Below are 25,249 nucleotides of genomic sequence, written 5' to 3' on the forward strand. Positions count from 1 at the left end.
GAGACGGGAAGTTCGCAAGTCATCTTTTTTAGCTCGACTGCTTTATCATACCATAACGAAGCCATTTCTGTTACCTTTAGAAAGTGAGAACGAAATCAGGAAAGAAGGTAATCGTATGGCTTTTGACGGATTGATGACGACACGCGTCGTCGAAGAACTCCAACCGCTCGTCGGAGGACGGATCAATAAAGTATACCAACCGTATACATTGGATTTAGTATTCCAGGTCCGTGCCGAGCGAAAGAACGTCTTATTGCTCGCCTCTGCGAATGCCATGTATGCACGAATGCACATTACGTCGGAAGCGGTCAGCAACCCGAGTGAACCCCCACTCTTCTGCATGATGCTCCGCAAACATGTCGAAGGCGGGTTCATCGAATCAATCGAACAGCTCGAACGTGACCGGATCATCGTCATGCGTGTCCGCTCCCGCAACGAGCTCGGGGATGAGGAAGCGAAAAAAATCTATGTCGAGTTGATGGGACGTCACTCGAACATCATTTTGACCGATGGACAAGATAAGATCCTCGATGCGATCAAACACTTGCCACTCAGCCAAAATACCTTCCGAACGATCATGCCGGGCATGACCTATCAACTTCCACCAGCACAGGATAAAGTTGATCCGCTCACAGGAGATATCGAAAAGACACTCCACCGGATTGATTGGAACGCCGGTAAACTAGATCGACAGTTACTCGGTCTGTTCAGCGGTCTATCCCCGCAAATCGCAAAAGAAATCGTCTCGCGGGCAGGTCTAGCCAACCGAACGAACCTCGCGGCTGCTTTTCAAGCTGTCCTGAAGGAACTCGATGGTCCTTATGTCTTACAACGGATGGACGGCGGCAAGGAACGCTTTGCGCCGGTCCGTTTAACGGAAGGGACAATCATCGACGAGAAGACGTTTGAGACGAGTGGTCAAATCCTCGACGCCTTCTTCCACCAGAAAGCAAACCGCGATCGCGTCAAACAGCAAGCGGCTGATCTCGAACGGTTCATCAAAAGTGAGTACGACAAGAATATTCTGAAGCGCTCGAAACTCGAAAAAGATCTCGAAGCAACGCTACGGATGGATGAATGGAAACATAAAGGGGAGCTGCTGACGACCTATCTCTATCAGCTCGAACGCGGGATGAAGGAAGCGACCGTCGTTGATTATTACGATCCGGACGGTGCAGAAATCACGATCACGCTTGACCCTCGTTTCTCACCGAACGAGAATGCGCAACGGTACTACAAACGGTACAATAAACTGAAGACTGCAAAAGTCGAGGTCGCACGCCAGTTCGAGAAGAACCAGGCAGAGATTGCATATTTCGAAGGCTTACTCGCCCAACTCGAAGTCGCGTCCCCAGAGGATATCCGGGAAATGCGTGAGGAACTCGTCGAGGAAGGGTATCTGCGCGAACGACAAAAGAAGAAAAAGAAACCGCAGCTTCCACAACTCGAAGCCTACCGTTCTTCAACAGGCATTCCGTTTTTCGTCGGTAAGAACAATAAACAAAACGATTACGCGACGTTCAAGTTCGGACGCCGGTCCGATACGTGGTTACACACGAAGGATATTCCCGGATCACACGTCATCATCCAAAGTGATGCTCCGGACGAGACGACGCTAAAGGAAGCGGCAATCGTTGCCGCTTACTACTCGAAAGCACGTGAATCAAGCCAAGTTCCGGTTGATTTTACGGAGTTACGTTACGTCAAAAAACCAAGCGGTGCAAAACCAGGTTTCGTCATCTATACAGACCAGACGACGCTATATGTCACGCCTGACGCAGACCTTGTCCAATCACTTCGTCAGTAATGGCAAATGCAAGAACCGGCGACCCCTTTAAGCAAATCAGGGAGTCGCCGGTTCTTTGTCGTCATTTCATTTTTTCCAATTGTTCCCGGTAATCCAGCAGATGACCGTGGATGATGTCTTTTGCCTCACTTAATTCCTGATCAAAGGAAAACATCGCCTGTTTCCGTTCATGCGAAAAGATGACATCATAATGATGGCTGAGTAAGAAATCGATTTCCTGTCCTAGTTCTTTTTTCTGTTCCTCTGTCATCGGAATGTCCCGGTGACTCGCAATGCTCTCGAGCAGAACGAGCAGCTTATCTTCTAAGTCCACGAGCTCCTTTAATCGAATGAATGCTTCACTTTGACCGCTTGCCATCAAGGGATATTTTTGATCTTCCTGTAACATCAACATCATCTCTTCATGTTTGAGGATCTGTTTGCGGACAGCAAGCAGACGTGCGTCATCTTGCACGAGACTTCGCCAGTCTTCCATCAACTGTTGTGTCGTTTTTTTGACGAGTAACAGTAAACGATCCTCATAATGCGGCGGGAAGACGACGTAATTGACGATGACGGCAGACAATACACCGACGACGGTCAATAACGAGCGGGATAACGCATAGTGAACGTAATCGGCAGTCGGACTCTCGAACATCAATACGATCGCGAACGCAGCGAACGTCGACATATCGGTACGTCCAATCATCGAATTGAGGACGAGCGAGACAACGACGGCGAGTCCGATTGTCAGTGGATTGGCGCCTAGTGTCGCAACGATTGCAAGACCACACATCAGTCCAAGTACCGTTCCGAAAATTCGATTGAAGACGATTTTAAATGAACGATGAATCGTCGGTTGCATCGCAACGATTGCCGCGACGGCGCCCATTCCTGAATAAATACCGAAGACATACCAAGAGATGCTGAGTGCAAGAGCTACCGCGATGCCGGTCTTGATCGTCCGAAGTCCAATCCGAAACTTTAATTTCACTCGAGCGTCACCTGCCCGACTTCACTATTGACTGTCACTTCCGGTTTTTCTTGTTTCGACAGTTCATAAATCGTCTCATCCTTATTCTTTTGTTTCGTATATCGGTCAGAGGCTTTAATATCGCCTCCCGTGTCAATCATAATCGTACCAGCTGCTTTATCCGGTTTTAAGGTCGTCGCGCCGTCAATCGTTGTGACGTCGAGGCTCAACTTCGCCATATATTCTGATAGCGAAACACTCTCGCCTGTCACCTGCGCATGGACGGCGTCCATTTCCTTGACAGCAACAGGACCCGTTGCTGTCAAGGTAATCTCATCCCCTTTTACTTTGTCGAGATTCATCGTTTCGCCGTGCATCTCAATCGTTTTCGCATAAATGCCCATACCTTTCAATGTACCGGCGTCGACATCGACGCGGTTCATATAGCTCGGTAATCCTACTTGGATCGTATAGTCGCCGGTCTGTTCACTTGGTCGGTTTCCAAAGCGCGATAACCAACCGTCACGTCCTGTGACCGTCACTTTGTTCGTCGACGTACTGATTTTTAGCCGTTTACCACTCGAGGCACTTTCGACGAGTTTGATTTGCACATTCCCGTCCGAACTCCGGACGAACTGAACGGAGCCGTGCGGTGCTTCGATCGCAAGTGACTTATATCGATTTGTCGTCTTGAATGATTCACCACGCGATAACGATTCTGTTGAGACGAGTAACGTGATCGTGTAGAGGATAACAAGACCGAGGACGACACCCCCATATACGTACAGTGGACGTTTTACCGGACCTTTCTCGCCAATTCGATTCAACCGCGCACCCATCTTTTGCTTTTGTTTATCTTTTATTCGAGTGAACGACGATTGTTTTCGTTTGCGTACACTCCTACTGTGATGTTCTTCCATGTCAGTCCCTCCATCTCATGTCTACCATTATTCCGAATATCCGAATCGGCTGTCAACAGCCCCCTTCTTATCATAGAAGAAGTTCACCGTTTCGCCATCGGGCGGAAGAAGGAAGGATGATCAGAAAAACAGCGACAAAAAGGAGAGGAACCCTGACGTTTCCTCTCCCATGAGATATATCTTGTTTACAGTTCGAGCGACGATCCGATGGCAAGCAGATGACCCGTTTGACCTTGCTCTTCAATTTTTTCACAGAATGCGTTCGCATCTTGTTTGATTAAATCAAATGTATCGTAGTGGATCGGTACGACGGCTTTGGCTTGCAACATATCTGCAGCGATCAACGCATCATCCGGTCCCATCGTGAAGTTATCACCAATCGGTAAGAAGGCTAAATCGATTTCGTGATGGGCGCCATAGAGGGCTAAATCCCCGAACAGTGCCGTATCACCAGCATGATAGATTTCCTTGCCTTCGATTGTCAGCAGGAATCCAGCCGGCATCCCCATATACGTAATCGTCTGTTTTTCCTCGTCGATGATACTTGATGAATGGAATGCCTGTGTCATCTTCACTTTACCAAACGGAAACTCAAACTGTCCGCCGAGGTTCATCGGGTGAACGTTGAGTCCTTTAAAACTCAGGTACGTCGCCAACTCATGCGTAGCGATGATTGTTGCTCCCGTCGCTTTCGCGATTCGCTCTGCATCAAGCATATGATCGGCATGCGCATGCGTCAAAAGGATGAAATCCGCTTTGACGTCATCGGGATTCGTCGTCGCTTTTTCGTTACCGCTAAAGAATGGATCGATGACGAGATGATGCCCGTTCGTCTCGATTGTTACTGTCGATTGTCCGTGATAAGTCAATTTCATGAATGTCACTGCCTCTCGTTTAGGATTCGGATAATTGATTCCCTTCCCCCCATGCACATAAACCTTTCATGGCCGGTTGCAGTGTAAATGCAGCCTCTGTCAATTTGTATTCGACGTGTAAGACGGCTTCATCATACTCAATCCGCTCGATCATTCCGAGTCGTTCAAGTTCTTTTAACTGATCGGTCAAGACTTTCCGAGAAATCCCGGGAATGGCACGTTGTAACTCTAAAAAACGTTTCGGACCGTTCTCTAACGTGCAATATAATTGTGGGCGCCATTTTCCGCCGATGATGGCGAGCGCCCGATTGACCGGAAATTGTTCTGTCGACATGTTGTTCTCTCCTCCAGAGTAGTTACTTCAAAGTGCGTACTATGCAATCGAGTGTAGCGTAAGTTAGAGTATGCGTAAATCATTTTGCAAAAGGAGTGTTAAGCATGACGTATCCACGTAATTTTTCGCACATCGGTCTTTCCGTACCGAATCTCGACGAAGCCGTCCGTTTTTATCAAGAGGTGATGGGCTGGTACATCATCATGGAACCATCTGATGTCCTCGAAGATGATTCTGCCATTGGTGTTATGTGCACAGACGTCTTTGGTGCAGGGTGGAACAAGTTCCGGATTGCCCACATGGCGACGGGTGACCGCATCGGCATCGAGTTGTTCGAGTTCCCGAACAATGAACAGCCCGAGAACAACTTCGAATTCTGGAAAACAGGTATCTTCCATTATGCGATTCAAGATCCAGACGTCGAAGGTCTCGTCGAAAAAATCGTCGCTCACGGTGGCAAACAACGGATGCCAATCCGCGAATACTATCCGGGAGACAAGCCGTATCGAATGGTCTACTGTGAGGATCCGTTCGGTAACCTCGTCGAAATCTACTCTCACTCGTATGAACTGACGTATTCGGAAGGAGCGTATTAAACATGAAAGCATGGTTAAATCATTCAGGTACAGCCATTGATCAATGGACATTCGAAGACGTCGCAACGCCAACCCCAGGAGAAGGACAGGCCTTGATTCGCGTCAAGACGGTCGCACTGAATCCCGTCGACTATAAGGCGACCAACAATCCCGCTTGGACGTTCCCGCATATTCCGGGCGTCGATTTAGCCGGTGTCGTCGAACAAATCGGACCCGGCGCAGAAGTGAAGATTGGTGATCGTGTCGCGATTCATACGAATCTGCAACGCGATGGTGCTTTTTCTGAATATGCGCTCGTCGATACACGTGCCCTCGCCCTGATTCCGGAAGACGTCTCATTCGCTGAAGCCGCTGCGATTCTGTGCGCAGGCATGACAGCCTATGAAGCCATCGTTCAGAAGATGAACACGACAGGAAAAGAGACGATCCTCATTCATGCTGGTGCAGGTGGTGTCGGAGGCATCGGCATTCAACTCGCAAAACGCCTTGGTCTTTCGGTCGCGACGACTGCTTCGACGGAAAACCATGAATGGGTCAAACGACTCGGTGCCGATCTTGCCATTGACTACAAAAAAGAAAATGTCACAGAGGTCATCCGGGACTGGACGAACGGTCGCGGCGCTGACTTGATTTTCAATACGGTCGGTCGTGACGAAGCAACAGCGGATCTCGGACGTCTTGCTTTCTCCGGTCAACTCGCTTTCATCGCCGGTGGTCCGGATCAATCCGTCGTCAAACCGTTCACGCTCTCTCCATCAATCCATGAAGTGGCACTCGCCGCTGCTTACGCCAGCGAAGATGACCGTGCCATCCGAAACCTCGGTCATATGGCAAGTGAGTTGTTAACACTCGTCGCAACGAAAGAACTCGATCCACTCGTTACGGAAGAGATTTCAGCAGCAGACATCGTCAAAGGATTGCAACGTCTATCTGAACGCCACGTCCGTGGTAAAATCATCGCTACATTCAATTAATTTCAGTTTGACATGAAACAGCCGACCGTCCTTAGATAAAAGGATGGTCGGCTGTTGTTGTGCATATCAATGTCTAGACATCGAAACAAGATGCCCGATATTTACCGATAGCGCTCTTGTTTCTTGATATGTAAGGATCGTCCGACTAACTCGAAACCGACATGCTGATAGATTTTATTCGCTGTCTGGTTCGACCAATCGGTATAGAGCGTCACGACCGGATAAGACTGCAGTAGGTGTTCAGATAGTTTGGCGACGAGATAAGAGGCATACCCATTTCCACGCAGTTCTTTCGGCGTATAAACATAAGAGATCGTAATCCCCGTTTGTGTCGGACGGGTCGCTGCTGCCATCGCGACGAGCATTGATCCACTGAACAATCCGAACAAACTACCTTGTACGATGTGTCGCGTCATCGACTGATGCAATTGCATAAGCTGTCGCTCGGAAGGTCGCGTTTCAACTTCATATAAAAATCCGGACGCAAACGTTAAGGCTTGTTGTCTTTCATCGTCCGAAATCGGTCGGAAGACGACGTTTTTCGGAACATGCGGCATCTTGACCTTCGTCAGTGCATACATCCCCTGCTCCATATGTAAAGCGTACATGGAATGTGGCAGTAACAGTGGCTCTAGAATCGACTGTTCACCAACGAATCCTGGACTATCCAAAATACGCGCTAGCTTTCGGATACCCTCTTTTGAGAACACATCGCCTGCGATGATTACTTGCTCCGGTATCGTTTGCAAAATGACGAGTCGTCGATCACCTTCTTGTGCCGTTGCCATCAAAAGCGGCTCGTCCCCGCGTTCCAAAATACCAAGAATCAACTGATGCGTATCCGGACGTTCAATCAGAAACGGGAGGACGACCATTTTGAATTGTTCATAATCACGATAATGCGTCACCATAGTCGACGACCTCCTTTATTTTTCTAGTGTACCAAATCTCACACGAGAAATCGTAGGTCGTCCGACGGAAACTATCTGTTTTTAGACGTTTGCGGTAAACCGTTCGCTCCAGGCAACCGGATCCTTTGACCAATCTGCCAATTGTTCCTGTTCTTCTACCGTGATATCACCTTGTTGTTGTGCCGTTTCGAGTAGCGCTTCGAACGTCAGTAATGCATCCGCGTCAATCTTCGCGTCTCGGAGATTGGTTTTCAAGCGTTCCATCCCATAAGAGAAGATCGCTTGAATGCGAATGACGTTCGCCCCTTTTGCTTGGAGGGCTTCCGCTGCCTCGATCGCCGACATCCCCGTTGATAATAAGTCTTCGATGACGACGACACGTTGCCCTGGTTGAATGACACCTTCGATTTGGTTCCCTTTCCCGTGTTTCTTGTTGCCACTACGTACGTAGACCATCGGTAATCCTAATCGTTCCGCAACGAATGCCGCGTGTGGAATACCTGCCGTCGCGGTTCCAGCAATCACATCGACTGCAAGTCCCTTTACTTTCTCAGCGAGTGCATTTGCAATCAAGGAACGAACTTCCGGGTACGAAAGCGTCAACCGATTATCACAATAGATTGGTGAACGAAGTCCACTTGCCCATGTGTATGGATCGTTTGGCGATAAGGTGACGGCTTCAATACGGAGTAACGCACTAGCGATTAGATTTACCATGAGAATTGCCCCTTCCATTGTTCGAGTAACGTTTGGTAGACCTGTTCAGGATGTGCGGCACGCGTAATCGGACGACCAATCACTAAATCCGTTGCTCCATTTTGACGAGCCTCGTGAACGGTCGCGACCCGCTTCTGATCATCCGCTATACTGTTTGTCGGACGGATACCGGGTGTGACGAATCGGAAATCCGACCGGCAGACTGCAGTGAGTTCTGGAAGGTCGAGCGCCGAACAAACGATACCGTCTAGTCCGGCTGCTTCTGCCAGTTGCGCATACTCACGTACGACAGCCGGCATTGCTTCCTCAATCTTCAAATCGCGTAGCATCGCTTCATCCGTTGATGTCAACTGCGTCACGCCGATTAATTGTGTCTCAGCATTCGTTTCACGTAGTCCTTCTCGCGCCGCGATCATCATCTCTTTCCCACCGGAAACATGGACGTTCGTCAGTTCAACGCCTAATTGTCCGATGATGCGCATCGTCCGACGCGCCGTTTCTGGAATGTCGTGAACTTTGACATCGAGAAACACCGCATGCCCACGCTCGACGAGTTTTCGGACGAATGTTCCGCCTGCTGCATAAAATAATTCCATCCCGACTTTCACGGCTGGTCGTGTCGCTTCGAATCGGTCGAGAAACGAAAAGACTTCTGCTTCGGTCGGAAAATCAAGCGCGATGTAAAGTTGATTCATATGCTTTCCCCCTGATGTCTAAAATATGATCGATGCCCAGCTCGTCCATCCGTTCCGGTAACTGCTGAATCAATTCTTGACAGATGTATGGATTGACGAAGTTTGCCGTACCGACAGCAACAGCGGAAGCCCCGGCGTAAATCATTTCTAAGACGTCATCGACCTCCATCACGCCACCCATCCCAATGATCGGAATCGAGACGGCTTGCGCGACATCATGAATCATCCGAATCGCGACCGGTTTGATCGATGGACCGGATAATCCACCGATCCGGTTCGCAAGGATCGGCTGCCCCGTCCGGACATCAATTCGCATCCCGACGAGTGTGTTGATCATCGTCAGTCCGTCCGCACCCGCTGCTTCGACGGCTCGCGCCATCTCGACGATCGAAGTGACGTTCGGTGAAAGCTTAACGTAAACCGGTTTGGTCGAGACCTGTTTGACACGACGCGTCAATTCAGCGGCAAGCAACGGATCCGTTCCGAACTGGATCCCACCTGATTTAACGTTCGGACAGGAGATATTTAATTCCAGTGCATGAATGCCAGGGTGACGACTCATTTTTTCGGCGACAAGCTCATACTCTTCCGGTGTCGATCCAGCGACATTCGCGATGATCGCTGTATTAAATGTTTCAAGGAACGGTAGTTTTTTCGTTAAGATACCATCGACACCCGGGTTTTGGAGACCGATTGCATTCAACATCCCCATCCCGCTCTCTGCGACACGCGGCGTCGGATTTCCGTAGCGTTCTTCACCCGTCGCTGCTTTGATCATGATCGCCCCGAGCTCTGATAAATCATATAACTTCGCGTACTCTTCACCGAACCCAAAACATCCGGATGCCGGCATGATCGGATTTTTCAAGGAAAGTCCCGGCAACTCGACACGCAATCGTTCCGTCATAATACGACCTCCTCTGCCCGAAAGACTGGACCATCGGAACACGTTTTGACATACCCGCCGGTCGGTGTTTGACAGACACAGGCAAAACAAGCACCGATGCCGCATCCCATCCGATTTTCGATCGACAGATACTTATGCTCGATCGGTTGTTGTTGGAGTGACCGCAACATCGGCTCCGGTCCGCAGGCGAGTAGGACGTCGTAGTTTTCCGGATATAAGGCAGCCGTAACGAACCCTTTCGTGCCGTGTGTGCCATCGACCGTCGTGACCGTCGTCTTGCCGAGCGCTTTAAATTCCGCTTCGTAAAAAACACTCGTTGCCGTATCGAATCCGAGAATCGCTTCACACGTCACACCCCGTGCGACGAGTTGGCGCATCGTCTCGTACAGCGGTGGCACCCCGATTCCTCCACCAACGAGAACGACCCGTTGGTCTCGGTTGACGGCGTTGATCGGAAACCCGTTTCCAAGCGGTCCGAGGGCATCGATTTTATCGTCGGGACGTAAGGAAGCGAGTTCCGCCGTTCCTTGTCCGATTTCTTTAAAGAGAAACGTGATCAAGTCATGATCGACCCGGGCAATCGAGATCGGTCGGCGTAAGAGTGGCCCGACGCGAAGATGCATGAATCGCCCTGGCGCGATGACCTGAGGTTGCTCAAGGCGACAGACGAGTTCTGTCGCACCTTGAGCTACCGTTCGTCGAGAGACGACCGTCAAGAGTTGCTTCATTGGATCACCACTTTCTTTTCATGTGTGAAGGCTTGGATTGCACTGGCTTCGAACGAGCGACTTTCGATGACGCGTAGGATTGCTTCCGCCGTATCGAGTGATGTCAGACAGACGACTTGATTCTCGGCTGCTGCCCGGCGAATGATGAAGCCATCTTTCGTGACTTGCGAGTCTCGACTCATCGTATTGATGACGTATTCGATCTCCCCTTTTTCAATCACGTCGAGCATCGATTCGGAAGACGAGTCGATTTTGCCGACCGTCTGGACCGGTAATCCTTGCGCCGTCAAGTAGGCTGCCGTTCCTTCCGTTGCAAGTAACGTGAATCCAAGTGAGGCAAAGCGACGTGCAAGATCCGTCATTTCTGCTTTATCTGGATCTGCGACCGTCAAGAGGACACGACCGTGCTCTGGAATCGCCATCCCTGATGCGAGCAACCCTTTATAGAGCGCTTTTTCAAGCGTCCGATCCGTTCCGATGACTTCACCAGTCGATTTCATTTCTGGTCCGAGCGTTGGATCGACTTCTTTCAGCTTCGCAAATGAGAAGACCGGCACTTTGACCGAGACGAGTGGTTCTTCCGGCAGGACACCACTTGTTAACCCATAAGAAGCGAGTGTCTCACCGAGAATGATGTCCGTTGCGAGCCGTGCGACCGGAAGTCCCGTCACTTTCGAGATGAATGGCACCGTCCGGCTGGCACGCGGATTGACTTCAAGGACATAGAGGGCGCCGTCCGCGTAGACGAACTGGATGTTGAGTAAGCCTTTGATGCCGAAGGCTTTCGCAATCCGTGTCGTGTAGTCGACGATCCGGTCCTTGATGTCCTGGGAGACCCGTTGTGGCGGATAGACACCAATCGAGTCACCCGAGTGAACACCGGCACGTTCGATATGCTCCATGATGCCGGGGATGACGACATCCGTTCCGTCGCAGATCGCGTCGACCTCGAGTTCGATTCCTGTCAGGTAGCGGTCAACGAGGACCGGTCGTTCCGGTGAGGCGATGACCGCGTGTCTCATGTAATGTTCCAGTTCTTCTTGAGCATAGACGATTTCCATTGCCCGACCGCCGAGGACGTACGATGGACGAACGAGAACCGGGTAACCGAGTGACGCTGCTGCCGTGACCGCTTCTTCGACTGTCACGGCCGTTTTACCTGGTGGCTGTGGAATGTCGAGCGCCGTCAATGCTGCTTCGAACTGTTTCCGGTCCTCAGCCCGGTCGAGATCCTCAAGCGATGTCCCGAGGATTTTTACACCTTCTGCTGCTAATGACTCGGCTAAGTTGATCGCTGTCTGTCCACCGAACTGGACGATGACACCGAGTGGACGTTCGTTTCGGATGACTTCGAGAACATCCTCCGTCGTCAGTGGTTCAAAGTAGAGACGATCGGAAATCGAGAAGTCGGTCGAGACCGTTTCTGGATTGTTGTTGACGATGATTGCTTCGTAGCCGGCTTGACGAATCGCTTGAATCGAATGGACCGTCGCGTAATCGAACTCGACGCCTTGACCAATCCGGATCGGACCTGATCCTAAGACGAGAATCGAAGAGCGATTCGTCGCGATCGCTTCATTTTCGCGTTCGTATGTCCCGTAGTAGTACGGCGTGTCGGACGCGAACTCGGCCGCACACGTATCGACCATCTTATAGACCGGGTGAATCGCTTGTGCTTCACGCATCCGGCGAATCTCCGTTTCCGTTTGTCCGGTGATCCGGGCGAGCATCGGGTCACTGAATCCATACCGCTTCACATGCAGGAGTAGTTCAGGTGTCAAACCAGCTGCGACCGATTGCTCGAGCTGCCAAATATGGTGCAACTTCTCGAGGAACAGGCGATCAATCGCCGTCCAGTCATGAATCTGTTCGACGCTGTAACCGCGGACGAAGCCCGCGTACAAGGCGAAGAGTCGATCGTCCGTCGCTTGGCGAATCGCTTGTTGTAAGGCATCGTCTGCCATTTCGATGAAGCGTGGCATATACAGATCCGCTGTACCGATCTCGAGCGAACGAACGGCTTTTAGTAAGGCCTCTTCCATCGTCCGTCCCATTGCCATGACCTCACCAGTTGCTTTCATCTGTGTGCCGAGTGTCCGGTCTGCCGTTTCGAATTTATCGAACGGCCAGCGCGGAATCTTGGCGACGACATAATCGAGTGCCGGTTCGAAGGAAGCAAAACTTGTCTCGGTGATCGGGTTCTTTAATTCGGATAAGGCATACCCGACGGCAATCTTCGCAGCTAGTTTTGCGATTGGATAACCCGTCGCTTTTGACGCGAGTGCGGACGAGCGTGAGACACGTGGGTTGACTTCGATGACATAGTAGTCGAAGCTCGTCGGATCCAGTGCGAACTGGATGTTACATCCACCTTCGATTCCGAGTGCACGGATGATATCAAGCGAGACGTTTCGTAGCAATTGATAATCGCGATCCGATAGCGTTTGCGTCGGGGCAAAGACGATCGAGTCTCCAGTATGAACACCGACGGGATCGAAGTTTTCCATCGCACAGACGATGATCGCCTGATTCGTCGCATCGCGCATGACTTCGAACTCGACTTCCTTCATCCCGGCAATTGATTTTTCAAGAAGTACCTGTGTTGCCGGACTTGCCTTGAGTCCCCCTTCGACGATTCGCGTGAACTCTTCTGGTGTGTTGGCGATGCCACCGCCCGTTCCCCCAAGCGTATACGCCGGACGGATGATGATCGGTAGACCGATCTGTTGCCGGAATTGTTGTGCCTCTTCGAGCGTATGCACGATTTCACTGTCCGGCACACCATGTCCACGTCTAAACATCAGTTGACGGAACAAATCACGATCTTCTGCCTCTTCGATTGCTGACAATTTCGTACCGAGTAACTCGACACCATACTCAGCAAGGACACCGAGTCGATCCAGCTCGACAGCCAAGTTCAGACCCGTCTGACCACCAAGTGTCGCTAGCAAGGCATCCGGACGTTCCTTGCGGATGATCCGTGAGACGAACTCTGCTTGAAGAGGCTCGATGTAGACACGATCCGCAACTGTTGGATCCGTCATGATCGTCGCCGGATTCGAGTTGACGAGGATGACTTCATATCCTTCTTCCTTCAAGGCTTGACACGCTTGTGTTCCAGCGTAGTCGAATTCAGCAGCTTGTCCGATGACGATGGGACCGGACCCGATAACGAGAATCTTCTGGATATCTTGACGTTTAGGCATGAGAGACCTCCTGTTGTTTCGTGATTTCTTCTAAAAACTGTTGGAATAGGCCGTTTGCATCCATCGGACCAGGTGATGCTTCCGGATGATACTGAACGGAGAAGACTGCTGCAGTCGTATGACGGATGCCTTCGACCGTTCCGTCGTTGATCGCAAGATGCGTCACTTCAAGCACGGTATCGTGTAAGGACTGTTCGTCAACGGCATACCCGTGGTTTTGCGACGTGATATCGACGCGACCTGTCCGGATATCTTGGACGGGATGATTCGCCCCTCGGTGACCGAATGGGAGCTTGAACGTATCCGCCCCGTGCGCTAGTGCAATCAACTGATGACCGAGACAGATGCCGAAGATGACGACTTTTCCCGTCAATTCTTGAATCATCGGAATCGCCGTTGGGACATCCTTTGGATTCCCCGGTCCGTTCGATAGCATTACACCGTCCGGACGATAGCGTAAGACTTCCGTTGCACTGACGTCGTAGGGCACGACGACGACTTCACAGCCGCGTTTGACGAGTTCGCGGACGATTCCGAGCTTCGCACCGAAATCGACGAGAACGATTCGCGGTCCAGCACCCGGAATGATGTACGCTCGTTCCGTTGAAGCTCGCTTGACTTGATCCGTCTCGATAGGTGCGTTTTGAAGATGAACCAGTTCTGCTGCTAAATCGAACTCACCATCAACGAGTCGTCCACGCATGACGCCTTTCGAACGGATATGCCGTGTCAATTGGCGCGTATCGATTCCACTTAATCCTGGAATATCAAGATCTTGAAGGGCTGCATCGAGCGACATCTCACTCCGGAAATTCGACGGCGTCTGACAATGTTCACGTACGATCAGTGCTTTAGCGAGCGGACGCGTCGTTTCATAATCTTCTCGGTTGATTCCGTAATTGCCGATCAATGGGTTCGTCAACACGATCATCTGATCACAGTAAGATGGATCCGATAACATTTCTTGATACCCTGTCATTCCGGTCTGAAAGACGACTTCTCCTGTTGTTGTCGTATCTGAGCCAAACGCTGTTCCTTCAAACGTCATCCCATCTTCTAGTATCAGTGTCCGTTTACGCATGTGCTGTGTCCTCCTTGAATACGATTTCTCCCTTGACGAGCGTCATGACCGGGAATCCTTTTAACCGTTCTCCTGCGAATGGTGTGTTCTTGCCTTTTGAACGGAATCGTTCCGGTGATACGGTACGCTCCGTTTCTAGATCAAGCAAAACCAGATCTGCTTCCGCCCCCACTTCGAGCTTGCCGTAAGGGAGTTCAAAAATCGCTGCTGCCTTGTCCGTCAAATTCCGGATCAGTGTCTCAAGTCGCATCTCTCCTTCAGCGACAAGTTTCGTATAGAGGAGTGGAAAGGCCGTCTCGAACCCTGTGATGCCAAACGGGGCGCGTTCGATACCGAGTGCCTTCTCTTCTGCCGCATGGGGAGCATGATCGGTCGCGATGCAATCAATCGTTCCGTCCGCTAACCCCTCGAGCAATGCTTGGCGATCTGCTTCACTTCGTAAGGGAGGATTCATTTTAAAGTTCGGGTCCTGATTCGGTATGTCTTCATCGATCAACACCAGATGGTGCGGTGTGACTTCTGCCGTCACCCGAATCCCTGCTCGTTTCGCGTCACGGATGACACGGACCGATTCTTTCGTCGAGACATGACAGACGTGATAATGACAGCCGGTTTCTTCTGCGATCAGAACATCACGTGCGATGTGGATACTCTCAGCAAGCGACGGAATACCTTGTAGTCCTTCTCGTCGACTGTAGTTCCCCTCGTGCACACATCCTGCTTTTAGCGAATCATCTTCACAGTGGGCAACAATCGTTTTCCCGAGCCGTGCCGCTTGTTGCATCGCTGTCCGCATGACTGCTGCCGTCTGGACGCCGACACCATCATCCGTAAAGGCGACAGCATCTGTTAATTGGTCGAACGCGACGAGTTCTTGTCCGAGTTGATTTTTTGAAATCGCCGCGTAAGGCAAAACCCGAACGGACGCTGTCTCTTCAATCTTTTGGAACAACGCATCAAGTGTTTGACGATCGTCTGGTACGGGGCGCGTGTTCGGCATCGGACAGATCGTCGTGAATCCACCCGCTGCCGCCGCTGCCGTGCCGGTCGCAATCGTCTCCTTATGTTCGCCACCCGGTTCCCGTAGGTGGACATGGATGTCGACGAATCCTGGTGCGACGAATAATCCTGACGCATCAATGATCGTTTCATTCGCTTGCGGTGTTGCTGCTAAATCCGTGATTTTCCCCGCTTCAATCCGAATATCTCCCGTTCGAACTTGTCCCGCCTCGTACCATCTCGCATTCTCAATTCGTGTTGTCATCTGCATCGTCTCCTTTGATTGATTTCGTTGAAAAGCACCATTCCAGAATCGCCATCCGTGCAAAGACACCATTTTTCATCTGTTCAAAGATCCGCGATCGCGGATGTTCGACCAGTTCGTCAGCAATCTCGACTCCCCGATTGACCGGTGCCGGATGCAGGACGATCGCGGAATGCTTCAGACGGTTCATCCGCTCATGTGTCAATCCGTACGTTGTGTGGTAGACTGCTGGATCAAATCGTGTCGTCCCGTCATGCCGTTCGTGCTGGACACGCAGTAACATTAAGATGTCGCACTGCTCGACGGCTTCATCCATCGGAAGATACGGTATGCCCATCGCAGGGTCGTACCACTCAATAGGTCCTGATCCATAAACGATGGCACCGAGTCGCTTTAAGATGTCCGCGTTCGATCGGGCGACGCGACTATGTTGTAAGTCCCCACAGATGACGACGACTTTTCCTTCGACCGTTCCGTACGTTTCGACGATCGTCATCAAATCGAGTAAGGACTGGGACGGATGTTGACCGCTCCCGTCTCCCGCATTGATGATCGGAATATCGAGTGTCTGTATCAGTTCTTCGTAATATCCGGTTGCTCCGTGGCGAATGACCAAAGCATCTGCGCCGATTGCTTCGAGTGTCTTGCATGTATCGCGTAACGTTTCTCCCTTTTGCACGGAGGAAGTCGCCGTTTCGAACGGCAGTAGATGCATGTTCAGACGATGCTCTGCCATCTCAAAGGAAGAGCGTGTTCGCGTCGAGTTTTCAAAGAACAGATTGACGAGTGTCTTATCGGAAAAATCTGGTGCTGGCTCGCCCCGTTTAAAAGCGAGACTGCGTTCAATCAACGTTTTGATTTCTGTAATGGATAAGCTTTCTAAATTGACGAAATGTCTGGTTTGTAAGATTGTCTTCATGTCATTCACTCCTCTTCAGGTCATGAAAAAGGCGCACCTTCTAAGTGAAGGTGCGCCGAAAGAAGGCAGAGTGATTCCCTGCATCTTTTCATGGCCTTCACTTTATCGTTCTCTCGGAACGTCTTAAAAGTTGTTAGCTTACCGATTGAGTTGTAGAAGTTTCCGTTGTTTCTTCGACCTGCTCCGTCGTTTTCGGAAGGACCAGATTTAAGATGATCCCGAGGATCGTCGCCAGTGCCATCCCTTCAAGGGAGAAATTGCCGATTTTTAAGGCGGCGCCTCCGATACCTGTGACAAGAATGACAGCTGTAATCGTCAAGTTCCGTTTATCGGCAAGGTCGATCTTACTTTCCGTCAGTGTCCGGAGACCGTTTGAGGCGATGACTCCGAATAAGAGGATACTGATGCCGCCCATGACCGGTGTCGGAATCGTCTTGATGAATCCTTCGACATATCCGAGGAATCCGAAGCTGATGGCAAGCACTGCTGCCCCACCGAGGACATAGACACTGTACACGCGAGTGATCGACATGACACCGTTGTTCTCACCGTAAGTCGTCACCGGTGGACCACCGAGCATCGAAGCGACCGTCTTCGCAATCCCGTCGCCCAGTACGGTCCGGTGCATACCAGGATCGAGGAGCGTCTCGCGCCCGATGATCCGTGATGTCACTTTTTGTTCGCCGATGTGTTCCGTCAGTGTGACGAGCGTCACGGGAACAATCAGAAGCAAGGCGGCTGTATTCCACGATGGTGTGTAATTCAGGAACGGAATCGTGAAGTCCGGCACGTGGAAGAACGTGGCTTGTTGGAGCGGTGTGAAGTCAATGATTCCAACCGATGCCGCAACGAGATAACCAACCGTGATCCCGAACAGGATCGGAATCGTGCTCCACATTCCTTTTAAGTACGTCATTGCAAGGAGTGTGACGCCGAGTGTGACCATCGCGACGAGGAAGTACAGTCCGTTGTACTTACCGTCCGCTCCGTTCATCGCCATGTTGACAGCGGTCGGGGCGAGCGATAAACCGATGACCATGATGACCGGTCCGATGACGACCGGTGGGAGTAAGCGAAGCAACCAGGCAGCGCCCGTGTAACGGATGAGGAGGGAGACAAGTCCGTAGACGAGTCCAGCGACCATTCCGCCGATTAAGGCGTCCTCGACACCCCACCGTTCACTGACGGCGATGATTGGGGCGATGTAGGCAAAGCTTGAACCAAGATATGTGGGTACTTTGAAGCGGGTGACGGCGAGGAAAATCAGTGTGCCGACTCCGCTTGCGACGAGCGCGACCGATGTGTTGAGTCCCGTTAAGAGCGGGACGAGCACGGTCGCACCGAACATCGCGAAGACGTGTTGTAGGCTGAGCATCAGCCAGTTTAGAGGGTGAGTAGGTACTTCTTGTACATCAAGTACTGCGGCATGTTTTGCCATATGGATGACTCCCTTTCTGGTCTCTCTGGACCACCTTAAAGGTTTTGAATTTTAGCGTTTAATGAATACTTGATCGGCTTCATCGACTTCAGCGAGCGCGACGACGACTTGCTCGTCTCGTGACGTCGGAACGTTCTTGCCGATGAAATCCGGTCGGATCGGTAACTCCCGGTGTCCGCGGTCGACGAGGACAGCGAGTTGAATCATGCTCGGTCTTCCGTGGTCGACGAGCGCGTCCATCGCGGCGCGAACGGTGCGTCCGGTGTAAAGGACGTCGTCAACGAGGACGACGATTTTTCCGGTAATGTCTTCCGGTAGTTCAGAACCTTTGATTTCCGGCTCTAAACTTCGTTTTGACAAGTCATCCCGGTACATCGAGATATCGACGACACCAAGTAAGACCGGTTTACCTTCAATTTGTTCGATCCGCTTCGCAAGGCGGCGGGCGAGTGTCTCGCCACGCGTCTTGATTCCGACGATCATTAAATCAGCAATGCCTTTGTTACGTTCGATGATTTCGTGGGCGATCCGCGTCAGTGCGCGTCCAATCGCGGCTTCATCTAAGATGACGGCTGGTTTCATGGTTTCTCCTTTCATACAAAAGACCTTCTGCGGAAATCCGCAGAAGGTCATCGAAGACAGAATCATGGCATACGTCATGTATGCATGCCTACGCACGATTGTGGTAGGTTCTCCCTTTCGCAGCCTCTCCGGACTCGATTAAAGGTGATACTAGTTTGGTAGGATCGTCGCTCGGACGACCGAAGTGTCAGTAGAGGATGTCTCGCATCGCTCTCTAGGTGATACTCTACCGTTTTATTAGAAAAACGTCAAGACTCTAATTCAAGTTTTTTCAGTTGACCGATCTCGAATGTCATCTCTTCCGGGAGTGGTGCTTCAAAACGCATCCATTCGCCTGTCCGTGGATGTTCGAAGCCGAGAACCGCAGCATGCAAGGCTTGACCGTTCATTTTCATCGTCTTACGTGGACCGTATTTCGGGTCACCGGCAAGCGGGAAACCGATATAACGCATGTGAACGCGAATCTGGTGTGTCCGACCTGTTTCGAGTTTACATTCAACGACTGTGAACCCTTCGTACCGGTCGAGAACACGGAAATGGGTTACGGCAGACTTCGAATTCTTATCCGTCACCGTCATCCGTTGACGATCGTTCTTGTCGCGTCCGATCGGTGCTTCAATCGTTCCGAGCTCGTGCGGAATCTCACCGTGTACGAGCGCGATGTAGAGACGTTCCGTCGTTTTCTCTTTTAACTGTTGTGCGAGCGATTCATGCGCTAAGTCGTTCTTCGCGACCATCAATAGCCCTGACGTATCCTTATCGATCCGGTGAACGATTCCCGGACGTTTGACACCATTGATACCTGAGAGATCCTGACAATGATGTAATAAGGCGTTGACGAGCGTCCCTGAGACATGACCTGCCGCTGGGTGGACGACCATTCCTTTTGGTTTGTTGACGACGATGACATCTGAGTCTTCGTAGACGACTTCAAGCGGGATATCTTCTGGTAAGATCTCAAGTTCTACTGCTTCCGGGATATGAACGACAATCGTTTCCGTTCCCGATAATTTATAGTTCGGTTTGACGACACGACCGTCGACTTCGACGCGTCCCGCTTTCAACCATTCCTGTACTTGCGAACGCGACCAGTCGTTTTGTTCCGCGAGCCATTTATCAATGCGCCCTGTCGCTCCATCCGCTTGTACGGACCATGTTTCTACTTCATTCATTTATCCATCGTTCCTTTCTTAGTCAACCGTTCTTCGAACATGACGCTGATCAGCATCGTGATGACACCGAACGTCAAACAGACGTCTGCGACATTAAAGATCGGAAAATTATAGCCGAACGGGAAGAAGTGGAAGAAATCAACGACTTCTCCTCGAACCATCCGGTCGATGAAATTTCCGATCGCACCACTGAGCAGTAACGCGATGCTCCAAGCAAATACCTTATTTTTCGTGCCTTCCTTGTAGAGGAAGTAAATCAATCCAATGACGACGATGATCGTAACGATGAAGAAAAAGCCGAATTTACCTTCGAGCATTCCCCACGCTGCGCCTCGATTTCGATACGAGTTGAGATAAAAGAAATCCGGAATGACCGTGATCGCTTGACCAATCGTCATATTCTGAACGACGATCCATTTCGTCAACTGGTCGATTCCAACGAGTAAAGCAGCAATCCCTAAGTAAAGCCACATCCTATTGTCCTCCGCATCCAAAAATAATGAGGGGCGTCCTGCGAAGTCGCAGCCGCCCCTCCCTTTGTATCATTATAAAGAATTGACGACTTCAGTACAACGTGGGCAAAGCGTCGGATGAGCCGGATCTTGTCCGAGTTCCGTCGAATATGTCCAACACCGTTCACATTTTTCACCGTCTGCTTTTTGAACCGTGATGCCTGTCGTCTCATACATCTTATCCGCCGTTTCAACGAATTCGAGTTGGGAGACTTGGAGTAACTGCTCAAGATGATCGATTGTTCCGAGCAAGGCTTTCGTCTCTTCCTTCGGCGCGAGCAGGAGTTTCGCTTCGAGTGTCTTACCGACGAGTTTCTCGACGCGTGCTTCCTCGAGTGCTTTTAAGACATCATCGCGGAACGTCAGGAACGCGTTCCATTTCTCGATCAGGGCAAGTCCTTCTTCTGAGACTTCGACCGTTTCCGGAAGATCCGTCAAGAAGATACTCTTCGTCTCAACAGCTGGTACGAACTCCCATGCTTCATCTGCCGTGTGTGGCAAGACAGGTGCCATCAATTGCAATAAAGCGACGACTGTATCATACATGACTGTCTGAACTGCACGACGTGATGTTGCGTCTGCTTTTTCGATATACAGGATATCTTTCGTGTAATCGAGATAGAACGACGACAAATCAAGGACACAGAAGTTGTGAAGCAATTGATAGACTGACATGAAGTCGTACGCATCATAGGCCGCTTTTACTTTTCCAACCAGTTGGTCGAGCTTCGTCCGCATGAAACGGTCTGACTCTGGTAAATCTTCGAATGCGACACGGTGCGCCGCTGGATCGAATTGATCCAAGTTTCCGAGGAGGAAACGAACCGTGTTCCGGATTTTCCGGTATGATTCTGAGACTTGTTTGAAGTTATCCATCGATGCCCGGACATCGGCTTGATAGTCGACAGATGCCACCCACAAGCGAAGGATCTCAGCTCCGAATTGTTGCATGACTTGAATCGGTGCAATCGTGTTACCAATCGATTTCGACATCTTGCGACCTTGACCATCGAGGACGAATCCATGACTAACGACCGCTTTGTATGGTGCTTTCCCTGTCGTTGCGACGGCTGTCGATAACGACGAGTTGAACCAACCGCGGTATTGGTCAGATCCTTCAAGATAGAGATCCGCCGGACGTGTCAATTCAGGACGTGTCGCGAGGACACCGGCATGTGATGAACCGGAATCGAACCAGACATCCATGATGTCCGTTTCTTTTTTGAAGATTCCGTTCGGGCTTGCTGGATGTGTGAATCCTTCAGGAAGCAAGTCGACTGCGTCACGCTCATACCAGACGTTTGATCCGTGAGCTGCGAACAGGTTCGCGATATGATCAATCGTTTCCGGTGTGACGATTTCCGTACCATCTTCAGCGTAGAAGATCGGAAGTGGTACACCCCATGCACGTTGACGCGAGATGACCCAGTCACCGCGGTCTTTGAACATGTTATGAAGACGTGTTTCGCCCCACTCTGGTACCCACTGGACACCTTTGATTTCATCAAGGATTTCCGCACGGAAGTCTTTGATTGAAGCGAACCACTGTGGCGTCGCCCGGAAGATGACCGGTTTTTTCGTCCGCCAGTCGTGTGGATACGAGTGTTTGATGAATGACAGTTTTAAGAGGGCGCCTGCTTCTTCGAGTGCGAGACCGATTTCTTTGTTCGCATCCTCATAGAACATGCCCTCGAATCCAGGAGCTTCTGCTGTCATGACCCCTTTATCGTCGACTGGGCAAAGAACGTCAAGACCGTACGCTTGACCGATCCGGAAGTCATCTTCCCCGTGACCTGGAGCGGTATGAACGACACCTGTCGCTTCGGCTGTGACGTGGTCACCGAGCATGACGAGTGATTCACGGTCATAAAGTGGATGTTTCGCTTTCATATACTCGAAGTCAGCACCATTGAAGACGCGTCCGACAGTTGCCTCTTCCCATCCGAGTGCTTCGATGACTTCAGGAACGAGCGTTTCTGCGACGATATAACCTTTTCCTTGGTACTCGATCCGTGCATACGTCAGCTCTGCACTGACAGAGATTCCGAGGTTTGCTGGAATCGTCCATGGTGTCGTCGTCCAGATAACAAAATGATCCGTCGGCTCTAAGATGTTTTTCCCATCCATGACTTGGAAGGCGACATAGATTGCAGCTGAACGCTTGTCTTGATATTCGATTTCTGCTTCAGCTAATGCCGATTCAGAAGAAGGTGACCAATAGACAGGTTTTTTCCCTTTGTAGATATAGCCTTTGTTTGCCATATCTCCGAATAACCGAATTTGAGCTGCTTCGAATTCAGGCTGAAGCGTGATATATGGATTGTCATAATCACCGAGTACACCAAGACGTTTGAATTGGTCCCGTTGGTGATCGACTTGCTCCAGTGCATACTTCGCACACAACTCACGGAATTCTGCGACTGTCATTGATTTACGATCAACACCGGCTTTTTGAAGTGCTGTTTCAATCGGTAATCCGTGTGTATCCCAACCTGGTACGTAAGGCGACTGGAAGCCATTCATCGATTTATAACGGACGATGATGTCCTTTAAGACTTTATTTAATCCGTGACCCATATGGATATCACCGTTTGCGTACGGAGGACCATCGTGAAGGATGAATGTTGGTTTCCCAGCATTCTTTTCCTGTACAGCAGCGTATAGGTTCATCTCTTCCCAACGTGCTTGCATATCTGGTTCACGTTTTGGTAAGTTGCCTCGCATTAAAAACTCAGTTTTCATCATCAATAAGGTTTCTTTGTAATCCATCTGACCATCTCTCACCTTTCGCTTTAAAAGTACAAAAAAAGCCAAGCTCATCCCTGAGATAGGGACGAGCTTGGCTGAACTCGCGGTACCACCCTACTAATCCTGCTCGTCAATTCGACGACACAGGACCGCTTAAGAACTCGATAACGGGAGTGAACCGGCATGGCTTACTGTTCAGTGAACGTTCAGTCATGCACTCCAAGGGGATCCCCCATCTTTTCTCGTTGCTCGGGCTTCCACCATTCCCCGATTCGCTGTCAACTGCCCAAGATGCGACGTGTCCTTGTCATTGATTTGATTTATACGACATCGTCGTCATTATACGCAACTGCCGGAACATCGTCAAGCGCTCCACGAGAAGAGAAATCAAACGCATCCCAGTCGTGGCTCGTCAACAATTCCATCTGTGCATCGATCAACACTTTGAACCGGTTGCGGTAAAGCTCGATTTTCTTACGCATCTGCTCGACTTCGAAATCCGTTCGTTGTGCCCGGCGCTGCGCTGCGTCTTGCAACTGCTCTGCTTCGCGTTCTGCTTGTTTCAGGATCAGACTCGCTTCCTTCGACGCATTCGCTTTCACTTCTTCAGCAGCTTCCTGCGCAACGATGATCGACTTATTCAATGTTTCTTCCATCGAACTGAAGTAATCGACACGTGCTTGCATATTCTGAATGACTTCCTGTTGTTGGCGATTCTCCCGTAACAACAATTCGAAGTCCTTGATGACTTGATCTAGGAATTCGTTCACTTCATCTTCGTCATAGCCGCGAAACTTTCGTGTGAACTCCTTATTATGAATATCGAGTGGCGTTAATGGCATGATGAATTCCTCCTCTACTTTTCTATTATCCTTTTAAAATACCGTATTGTAACTTGATCCGGTCTCGCTTCGTCGACCCGAGAATCGCAATCAGTTTGACACGACCTGTTCCGCGTAATGAGAGTAAATCGCCCTCTTCAAGAAGAAAACTCGGATCATCAACTACTTTATAATTGACTTTGCTTTCACCTTGCTTGATCAGCGACTGGGCCTTCTGACGTGAGAAGCCCAGCACTTCACTGACGACGGTGTCAAACCGAAGGGAACTGACGAACCCGAGTGTCTCTTCCCACTCTTGTTCCTTGACTTTCAAGCGATCTTCCGCCTCTACACGAGACAGGCGGATTTTCGTCTTCCCTGCCCGTTCGACATTTGCTTCAATATACGAGGCAACCTCATCTGCAACAGCAAACTGGACTTGCTCTTGGATGATGACGTCGCCGAATTTGGCACGTTTTAATCCGACGTTCAATAATGTACCGGTGACTTGACGATGAGACAGTTCAACGAATTTAGTAGGATAATGAATGCGATAAATAGAGATGTCAAAGTCATCCACGTTGTATTCATAATAATCTGGTGCGAGGATTGCTCGTTTCCGTTCGGCGCCTTCGAAACCGCCCTCAAAAAAGAGGGCGCATTTCGAACCGACGAGTTCTTGTGTGATCTGTTGTTCACGAGGATCTAAAAAATCCGTTAGCTTGAACGTATAGGTCGCTTCCACGTGATCAATCCAGTTTAAGACTGAATCGACGAATTCCCGCTCGCTTCCGCGATAATGATCGTATACACTCATACGAAGAAGATAGCTCGAATACCGGATTGTGCCAAATTCAAGACGAGAAAGGCAACAATCGGCGAGATATCCAGCATGCCTCCGATAGGCGGGATGATGCGACGGAAAGGCGCTAGAAACGGCTCGACTAACATCGCGAGCACTTGTCCGAATTTAGAGTCACGGGCATTCGGGAACCACGAAAGCAAAATATAAACGATCATGACATAGCTGTAATATTGCAGCAGTGTACTTAATGTACGACCAATCGCGTACATCACTTGTGAATCCATA

Annotated in this window: 24 protein-coding genes; 3 read left to right on the forward strand and 21 right to left on the reverse strand. The window is 50.4% G+C overall.

The window, feature by feature from the left end; translation table 11 throughout:
- The first annotated feature begins 115 nt into the window (after positions 1-115).
- Positions 116-1,807, forward strand: coding sequence for an Rqc2 family fibronectin-binding protein (locus tag ACRPK8_RS04140; RefSeq protein ID WP_432237049.1), 1,692 nt, complete (start codon positions 116-118; stop codon positions 1,805-1,807).
- Positions 1,808-1,868: 61 nt separating this feature from the next.
- On the opposite strand, the gene ACRPK8_RS04145 is transcribed toward ACRPK8_RS04140, so the two are convergent.
- From ACRPK8_RS04145 to ACRPK8_RS04160, 4 genes are all read right to left on the reverse strand, one after another.
- The gene (locus ACRPK8_RS04145; protein WP_432237050.1) at positions 1,869-2,780 is read right to left on the reverse strand and encodes an FUSC family protein; all 912 of its coding nucleotides are present in this window, start codon (positions 2,778-2,780) and stop codon (positions 1,869-1,871) included.
- Entirely contained in the window at positions 2,777-3,679 is a 903-nt protein-coding gene (locus ACRPK8_RS04150; protein ID WP_432237051.1) for a DUF4097 family beta strand repeat-containing protein, read from the reverse strand. The genes ACRPK8_RS04145 and ACRPK8_RS04150 overlap by 4 nt, the downstream gene beginning before the upstream one ends.
- A gap of 185 nt (positions 3,680-3,864) precedes the next feature.
- Complete coding sequence (locus tag ACRPK8_RS04155) at positions 3,865-4,554, reverse strand: metal-dependent hydrolase (RefSeq protein WP_432237141.1); 690 nt, start codon at positions 4,552-4,554, stop codon at positions 3,865-3,867.
- A gap of 19 nt (positions 4,555-4,573) precedes the next feature.
- Positions 4,574-4,888, reverse strand: a complete 315-nt coding sequence (locus tag ACRPK8_RS04160) for a winged helix-turn-helix transcriptional regulator (protein WP_023468777.1) — start codon at positions 4,886-4,888, stop codon at positions 4,574-4,576.
- Between the two features lie 104 nt (positions 4,889-4,992).
- Between ACRPK8_RS04160 and ACRPK8_RS04165 the strand changes: the two genes are divergently transcribed.
- Entirely contained in the window at positions 4,993-5,484 is a 492-nt protein-coding gene (locus ACRPK8_RS04165) for a lactoylglutathione lyase family protein (protein WP_023468778.1), read from the forward strand.
- 2 nt (positions 5,485-5,486) lie between these two features.
- Complete coding sequence (locus ACRPK8_RS04170) at positions 5,487-6,458, forward strand: zinc-binding dehydrogenase (RefSeq protein ID WP_432237052.1); 972 nt, start codon at positions 5,487-5,489, stop codon at positions 6,456-6,458.
- 101 nt (positions 6,459-6,559) lie between these two features.
- Here ACRPK8_RS04170 and ACRPK8_RS04175 read toward each other — a convergent pair whose 3' ends face one another.
- The 17 genes from ACRPK8_RS04175 to ACRPK8_RS04255 all read right to left on the reverse strand — a co-directional run bounded on the left by ACRPK8_RS04175 (position 6,560) and on the right by ACRPK8_RS04255 (position 25,248).
- Complete coding sequence (locus tag ACRPK8_RS04175) at positions 6,560-7,369, reverse strand: GNAT family N-acetyltransferase (RefSeq protein ID WP_432237053.1); 810 nt, start codon at positions 7,367-7,369, stop codon at positions 6,560-6,562.
- An 81-nt stretch (positions 7,370-7,450) separates the two neighbouring features.
- A complete protein-coding gene (pyrE, locus tag ACRPK8_RS04180) occupies positions 7,451-8,092 on the reverse strand; it encodes an orotate phosphoribosyltransferase (protein WP_432237142.1) in 642 nt (213 codons plus the stop codon).
- On the reverse strand, positions 8,080-8,781 hold the full coding sequence (gene pyrF / locus ACRPK8_RS04185; protein ID WP_432237054.1) for an orotidine-5'-phosphate decarboxylase: 702 nt from the start codon (positions 8,779-8,781) through the stop codon (positions 8,080-8,082). The genes pyrE and pyrF overlap by 13 nt, the downstream gene beginning before the upstream one ends.
- Positions 8,756-9,688 carry a dihydroorotate dehydrogenase gene (locus ACRPK8_RS04190; protein WP_432237055.1) on the reverse strand — a complete coding sequence of 311 codons (933 nt, stop codon included), beginning with the start codon at positions 9,686-9,688 and terminating at the stop codon, positions 8,756-8,758. The genes pyrF and ACRPK8_RS04190 overlap by 26 nt, the downstream gene beginning before the upstream one ends.
- Positions 9,685-10,416, reverse strand: a complete 732-nt coding sequence (locus tag ACRPK8_RS04195) for an NAD-dependent dihydroorotate dehydrogenase B electron transfer subunit (protein WP_432237056.1) — start codon at positions 10,414-10,416, stop codon at positions 9,685-9,687. The genes ACRPK8_RS04190 and ACRPK8_RS04195 overlap by 4 nt, the downstream gene beginning before the upstream one ends.
- The gene (carB, locus tag ACRPK8_RS04200; RefSeq protein WP_432237057.1) at positions 10,413-13,622 is read right to left on the reverse strand and encodes a carbamoyl-phosphate synthase large subunit; all 3,210 of its coding nucleotides are present in this window, start codon (positions 13,620-13,622) and stop codon (positions 10,413-10,415) included. Before carB ends, ACRPK8_RS04195 begins: the two co-directional genes overlap by 4 nt.
- Positions 13,615-14,703 (reverse strand): carbamoyl phosphate synthase small subunit, encoded by a 1,089-nt coding sequence (locus ACRPK8_RS04205; RefSeq protein ID WP_223040581.1) that lies wholly within the window; start codon positions 14,701-14,703, stop codon positions 13,615-13,617. The genes carB and ACRPK8_RS04205 overlap by 8 nt, the downstream gene beginning before the upstream one ends.
- Positions 14,696-15,967, reverse strand: a complete 1,272-nt coding sequence (locus tag ACRPK8_RS04210; protein ID WP_432237058.1) for a dihydroorotase — start codon at positions 15,965-15,967, stop codon at positions 14,696-14,698. Before ACRPK8_RS04210 ends, ACRPK8_RS04205 begins: the two co-directional genes overlap by 8 nt.
- The gene (locus ACRPK8_RS04215; protein ID WP_432237059.1) at positions 15,951-16,886 is read right to left on the reverse strand and encodes an aspartate carbamoyltransferase catalytic subunit; all 936 of its coding nucleotides are present in this window, start codon (positions 16,884-16,886) and stop codon (positions 15,951-15,953) included. Before ACRPK8_RS04215 ends, ACRPK8_RS04210 begins: the two co-directional genes overlap by 17 nt.
- Positions 16,887-17,019: 133 nt before the next feature.
- Entirely contained in the window at positions 17,020-18,324 is a 1,305-nt protein-coding gene (locus ACRPK8_RS04220; RefSeq protein ID WP_432237060.1) for a uracil-xanthine permease family protein, read from the reverse strand.
- Positions 18,325-18,375: 51 nt separating this feature from the next.
- The gene (gene pyrR / locus ACRPK8_RS04225; protein WP_432237143.1) at positions 18,376-18,906 is read right to left on the reverse strand and encodes a bifunctional pyr operon transcriptional regulator/uracil phosphoribosyltransferase PyrR; all 531 of its coding nucleotides are present in this window, start codon (positions 18,904-18,906) and stop codon (positions 18,376-18,378) included.
- A gap of 248 nt (positions 18,907-19,154) precedes the next feature.
- Positions 19,155-20,078 carry an RluA family pseudouridine synthase gene (locus ACRPK8_RS04230; protein ID WP_432237061.1) on the reverse strand — a complete coding sequence of 308 codons (924 nt, stop codon included), beginning with the start codon at positions 20,076-20,078 and terminating at the stop codon, positions 19,155-19,157.
- Entirely contained in the window at positions 20,075-20,551 is a 477-nt protein-coding gene (gene lspA / locus ACRPK8_RS04235; RefSeq protein ID WP_432237062.1) for a signal peptidase II, read from the reverse strand. The genes ACRPK8_RS04230 and lspA overlap by 4 nt, the downstream gene beginning before the upstream one ends.
- A gap of 72 nt (positions 20,552-20,623) precedes the next feature.
- A complete protein-coding gene (ileS, locus tag ACRPK8_RS04240) occupies positions 20,624-23,359 on the reverse strand; it encodes an isoleucine--tRNA ligase (RefSeq protein ID WP_432237063.1) in 2,736 nt (911 codons plus the stop codon).
- Positions 23,360-23,658: 299 nt separating this feature from the next.
- Positions 23,659-24,180 (reverse strand): DivIVA domain-containing protein, encoded by a 522-nt coding sequence (locus tag ACRPK8_RS04245; RefSeq protein ID WP_023468794.1) that lies wholly within the window; start codon positions 24,178-24,180, stop codon positions 23,659-23,661.
- Between the two features lie 25 nt (positions 24,181-24,205).
- Entirely contained in the window at positions 24,206-24,976 is a 771-nt protein-coding gene (locus ACRPK8_RS04250; protein ID WP_432237064.1) for an RNA-binding protein, read from the reverse strand.
- Positions 24,973-25,248 (reverse strand): YggT family protein, encoded by a 276-nt coding sequence (locus ACRPK8_RS04255; RefSeq protein ID WP_035406819.1) that lies wholly within the window; start codon positions 25,246-25,248, stop codon positions 24,973-24,975. Before ACRPK8_RS04255 ends, ACRPK8_RS04250 begins: the two co-directional genes overlap by 4 nt.
- Position 25,249 lies beyond the last annotated feature (1 nt).

The organism is Exiguobacterium sp. TDN 0502, from assembly GCF_050846835.1.
In the GTDB taxonomy this organism is placed as follows: domain Bacteria; phylum Bacillota; class Bacilli; order Exiguobacteriales; family Exiguobacteriaceae; genus Exiguobacterium_A.

What these genes read in the sequence shown, in the direction of transcription:
- ACRPK8_RS04140 (WP_432237049.1), top strand. Translation starts at nt 116, where the DNA reads ATGGCTTTTGACGGATTGATGACGACACGCGTCGTCGAAGAACTCCAA.
- ACRPK8_RS04150 (WP_432237051.1), bottom strand. Translation starts at nt 3,679, where the DNA reads ATGGAAGAACATCACAGTAGGAGTGTACGCAAACGAAAACAATCGTCG.
- ACRPK8_RS04155 (WP_432237141.1), bottom strand. Translation starts at nt 4,554, where the DNA reads ATGAAATTGACTTATCACGGACAATCGACAGTAACAATCGAGACGAAC.
- ACRPK8_RS04160 (WP_023468777.1), bottom strand. Translation starts at nt 4,888, where the DNA reads ATGTCGACAGAACAATTTCCGGTCAATCGGGCGCTCGCCATCATCGGC.
- ACRPK8_RS04165 (WP_023468778.1), top strand. Translation starts at nt 4,993, where the DNA reads ATGACGTATCCACGTAATTTTTCGCACATCGGTCTTTCCGTACCGAAT.
- ACRPK8_RS04170 (WP_432237052.1), top strand. Translation starts at nt 5,487, where the DNA reads ATGAAAGCATGGTTAAATCATTCAGGTACAGCCATTGATCAATGGACA.
- ACRPK8_RS04175 (WP_432237053.1), bottom strand. Translation starts at nt 7,369, where the DNA reads ATGGTGACGCATTATCGTGATTATGAACAATTCAAAATGGTCGTCCTC.
- pyrF (WP_432237054.1), bottom strand. Translation starts at nt 8,781, where the DNA reads ATGAATCAACTTTACATCGCGCTTGATTTTCCGACCGAAGCAGAAGTC.
- ACRPK8_RS04190 (WP_432237055.1), bottom strand. Translation starts at nt 9,688, where the DNA reads ATGACGGAACGATTGCGTGTCGAGTTGCCGGGACTTTCCTTGAAAAAT.
- ACRPK8_RS04195 (WP_432237056.1), bottom strand. Translation starts at nt 10,416, where the DNA reads ATGAAGCAACTCTTGACGGTCGTCTCTCGACGAACGGTAGCTCAAGGT.
- carB (WP_432237057.1), bottom strand. Translation starts at nt 13,622, where the DNA reads ATGCCTAAACGTCAAGATATCCAGAAGATTCTCGTTATCGGGTCCGGT.
- ACRPK8_RS04205 (WP_223040581.1), bottom strand. Translation starts at nt 14,703, where the DNA reads ATGCGTAAACGGACACTGATACTAGAAGATGGGATGACGTTTGAAGGA.
- ACRPK8_RS04210 (WP_432237058.1), bottom strand. Translation starts at nt 15,967, where the DNA reads ATGACAACACGAATTGAGAATGCGAGATGGTACGAGGCGGGACAAGTT.
- ACRPK8_RS04215 (WP_432237059.1), bottom strand. Translation starts at nt 16,886, where the DNA reads ATGAAGACAATCTTACAAACCAGACATTTCGTCAATTTAGAAAGCTTA.
- ACRPK8_RS04220 (WP_432237060.1), bottom strand. Translation starts at nt 18,324, where the DNA reads ATGGCAAAACATGCCGCAGTACTTGATGTACAAGAAGTACCTACTCAC.
- pyrR (WP_432237143.1), bottom strand. Translation starts at nt 18,906, where the DNA reads ATGAAACCAGCCGTCATCTTAGATGAAGCCGCGATTGGACGCGCACTG.
- ACRPK8_RS04230 (WP_432237061.1), bottom strand. Translation starts at nt 20,078, where the DNA reads ATGAATGAAGTAGAAACATGGTCCGTACAAGCGGATGGAGCGACAGGG.
- lspA (WP_432237062.1), bottom strand. Translation starts at nt 20,551, where the DNA reads ATGTGGCTTTACTTAGGGATTGCTGCTTTACTCGTTGGAATCGACCAG.
- ileS (WP_432237063.1), bottom strand. Translation starts at nt 23,359, where the DNA reads ATGGATTACAAAGAAACCTTATTGATGATGAAAACTGAGTTTTTAATG.
- ACRPK8_RS04245 (WP_023468794.1), bottom strand. Translation starts at nt 24,180, where the DNA reads ATGCCATTAACGCCACTCGATATTCATAATAAGGAGTTCACACGAAAG.
- ACRPK8_RS04250 (WP_432237064.1), bottom strand. Translation starts at nt 24,976, where the DNA reads ATGAGTGTATACGATCATTATCGCGGAAGCGAGCGGGAATTCGTCGAT.
- ACRPK8_RS04255 (WP_035406819.1), bottom strand. Translation starts at nt 25,248, where the DNA reads ATGGATTCACAAGTGATGTACGCGATTGGTCGTACATTAAGTACACTG.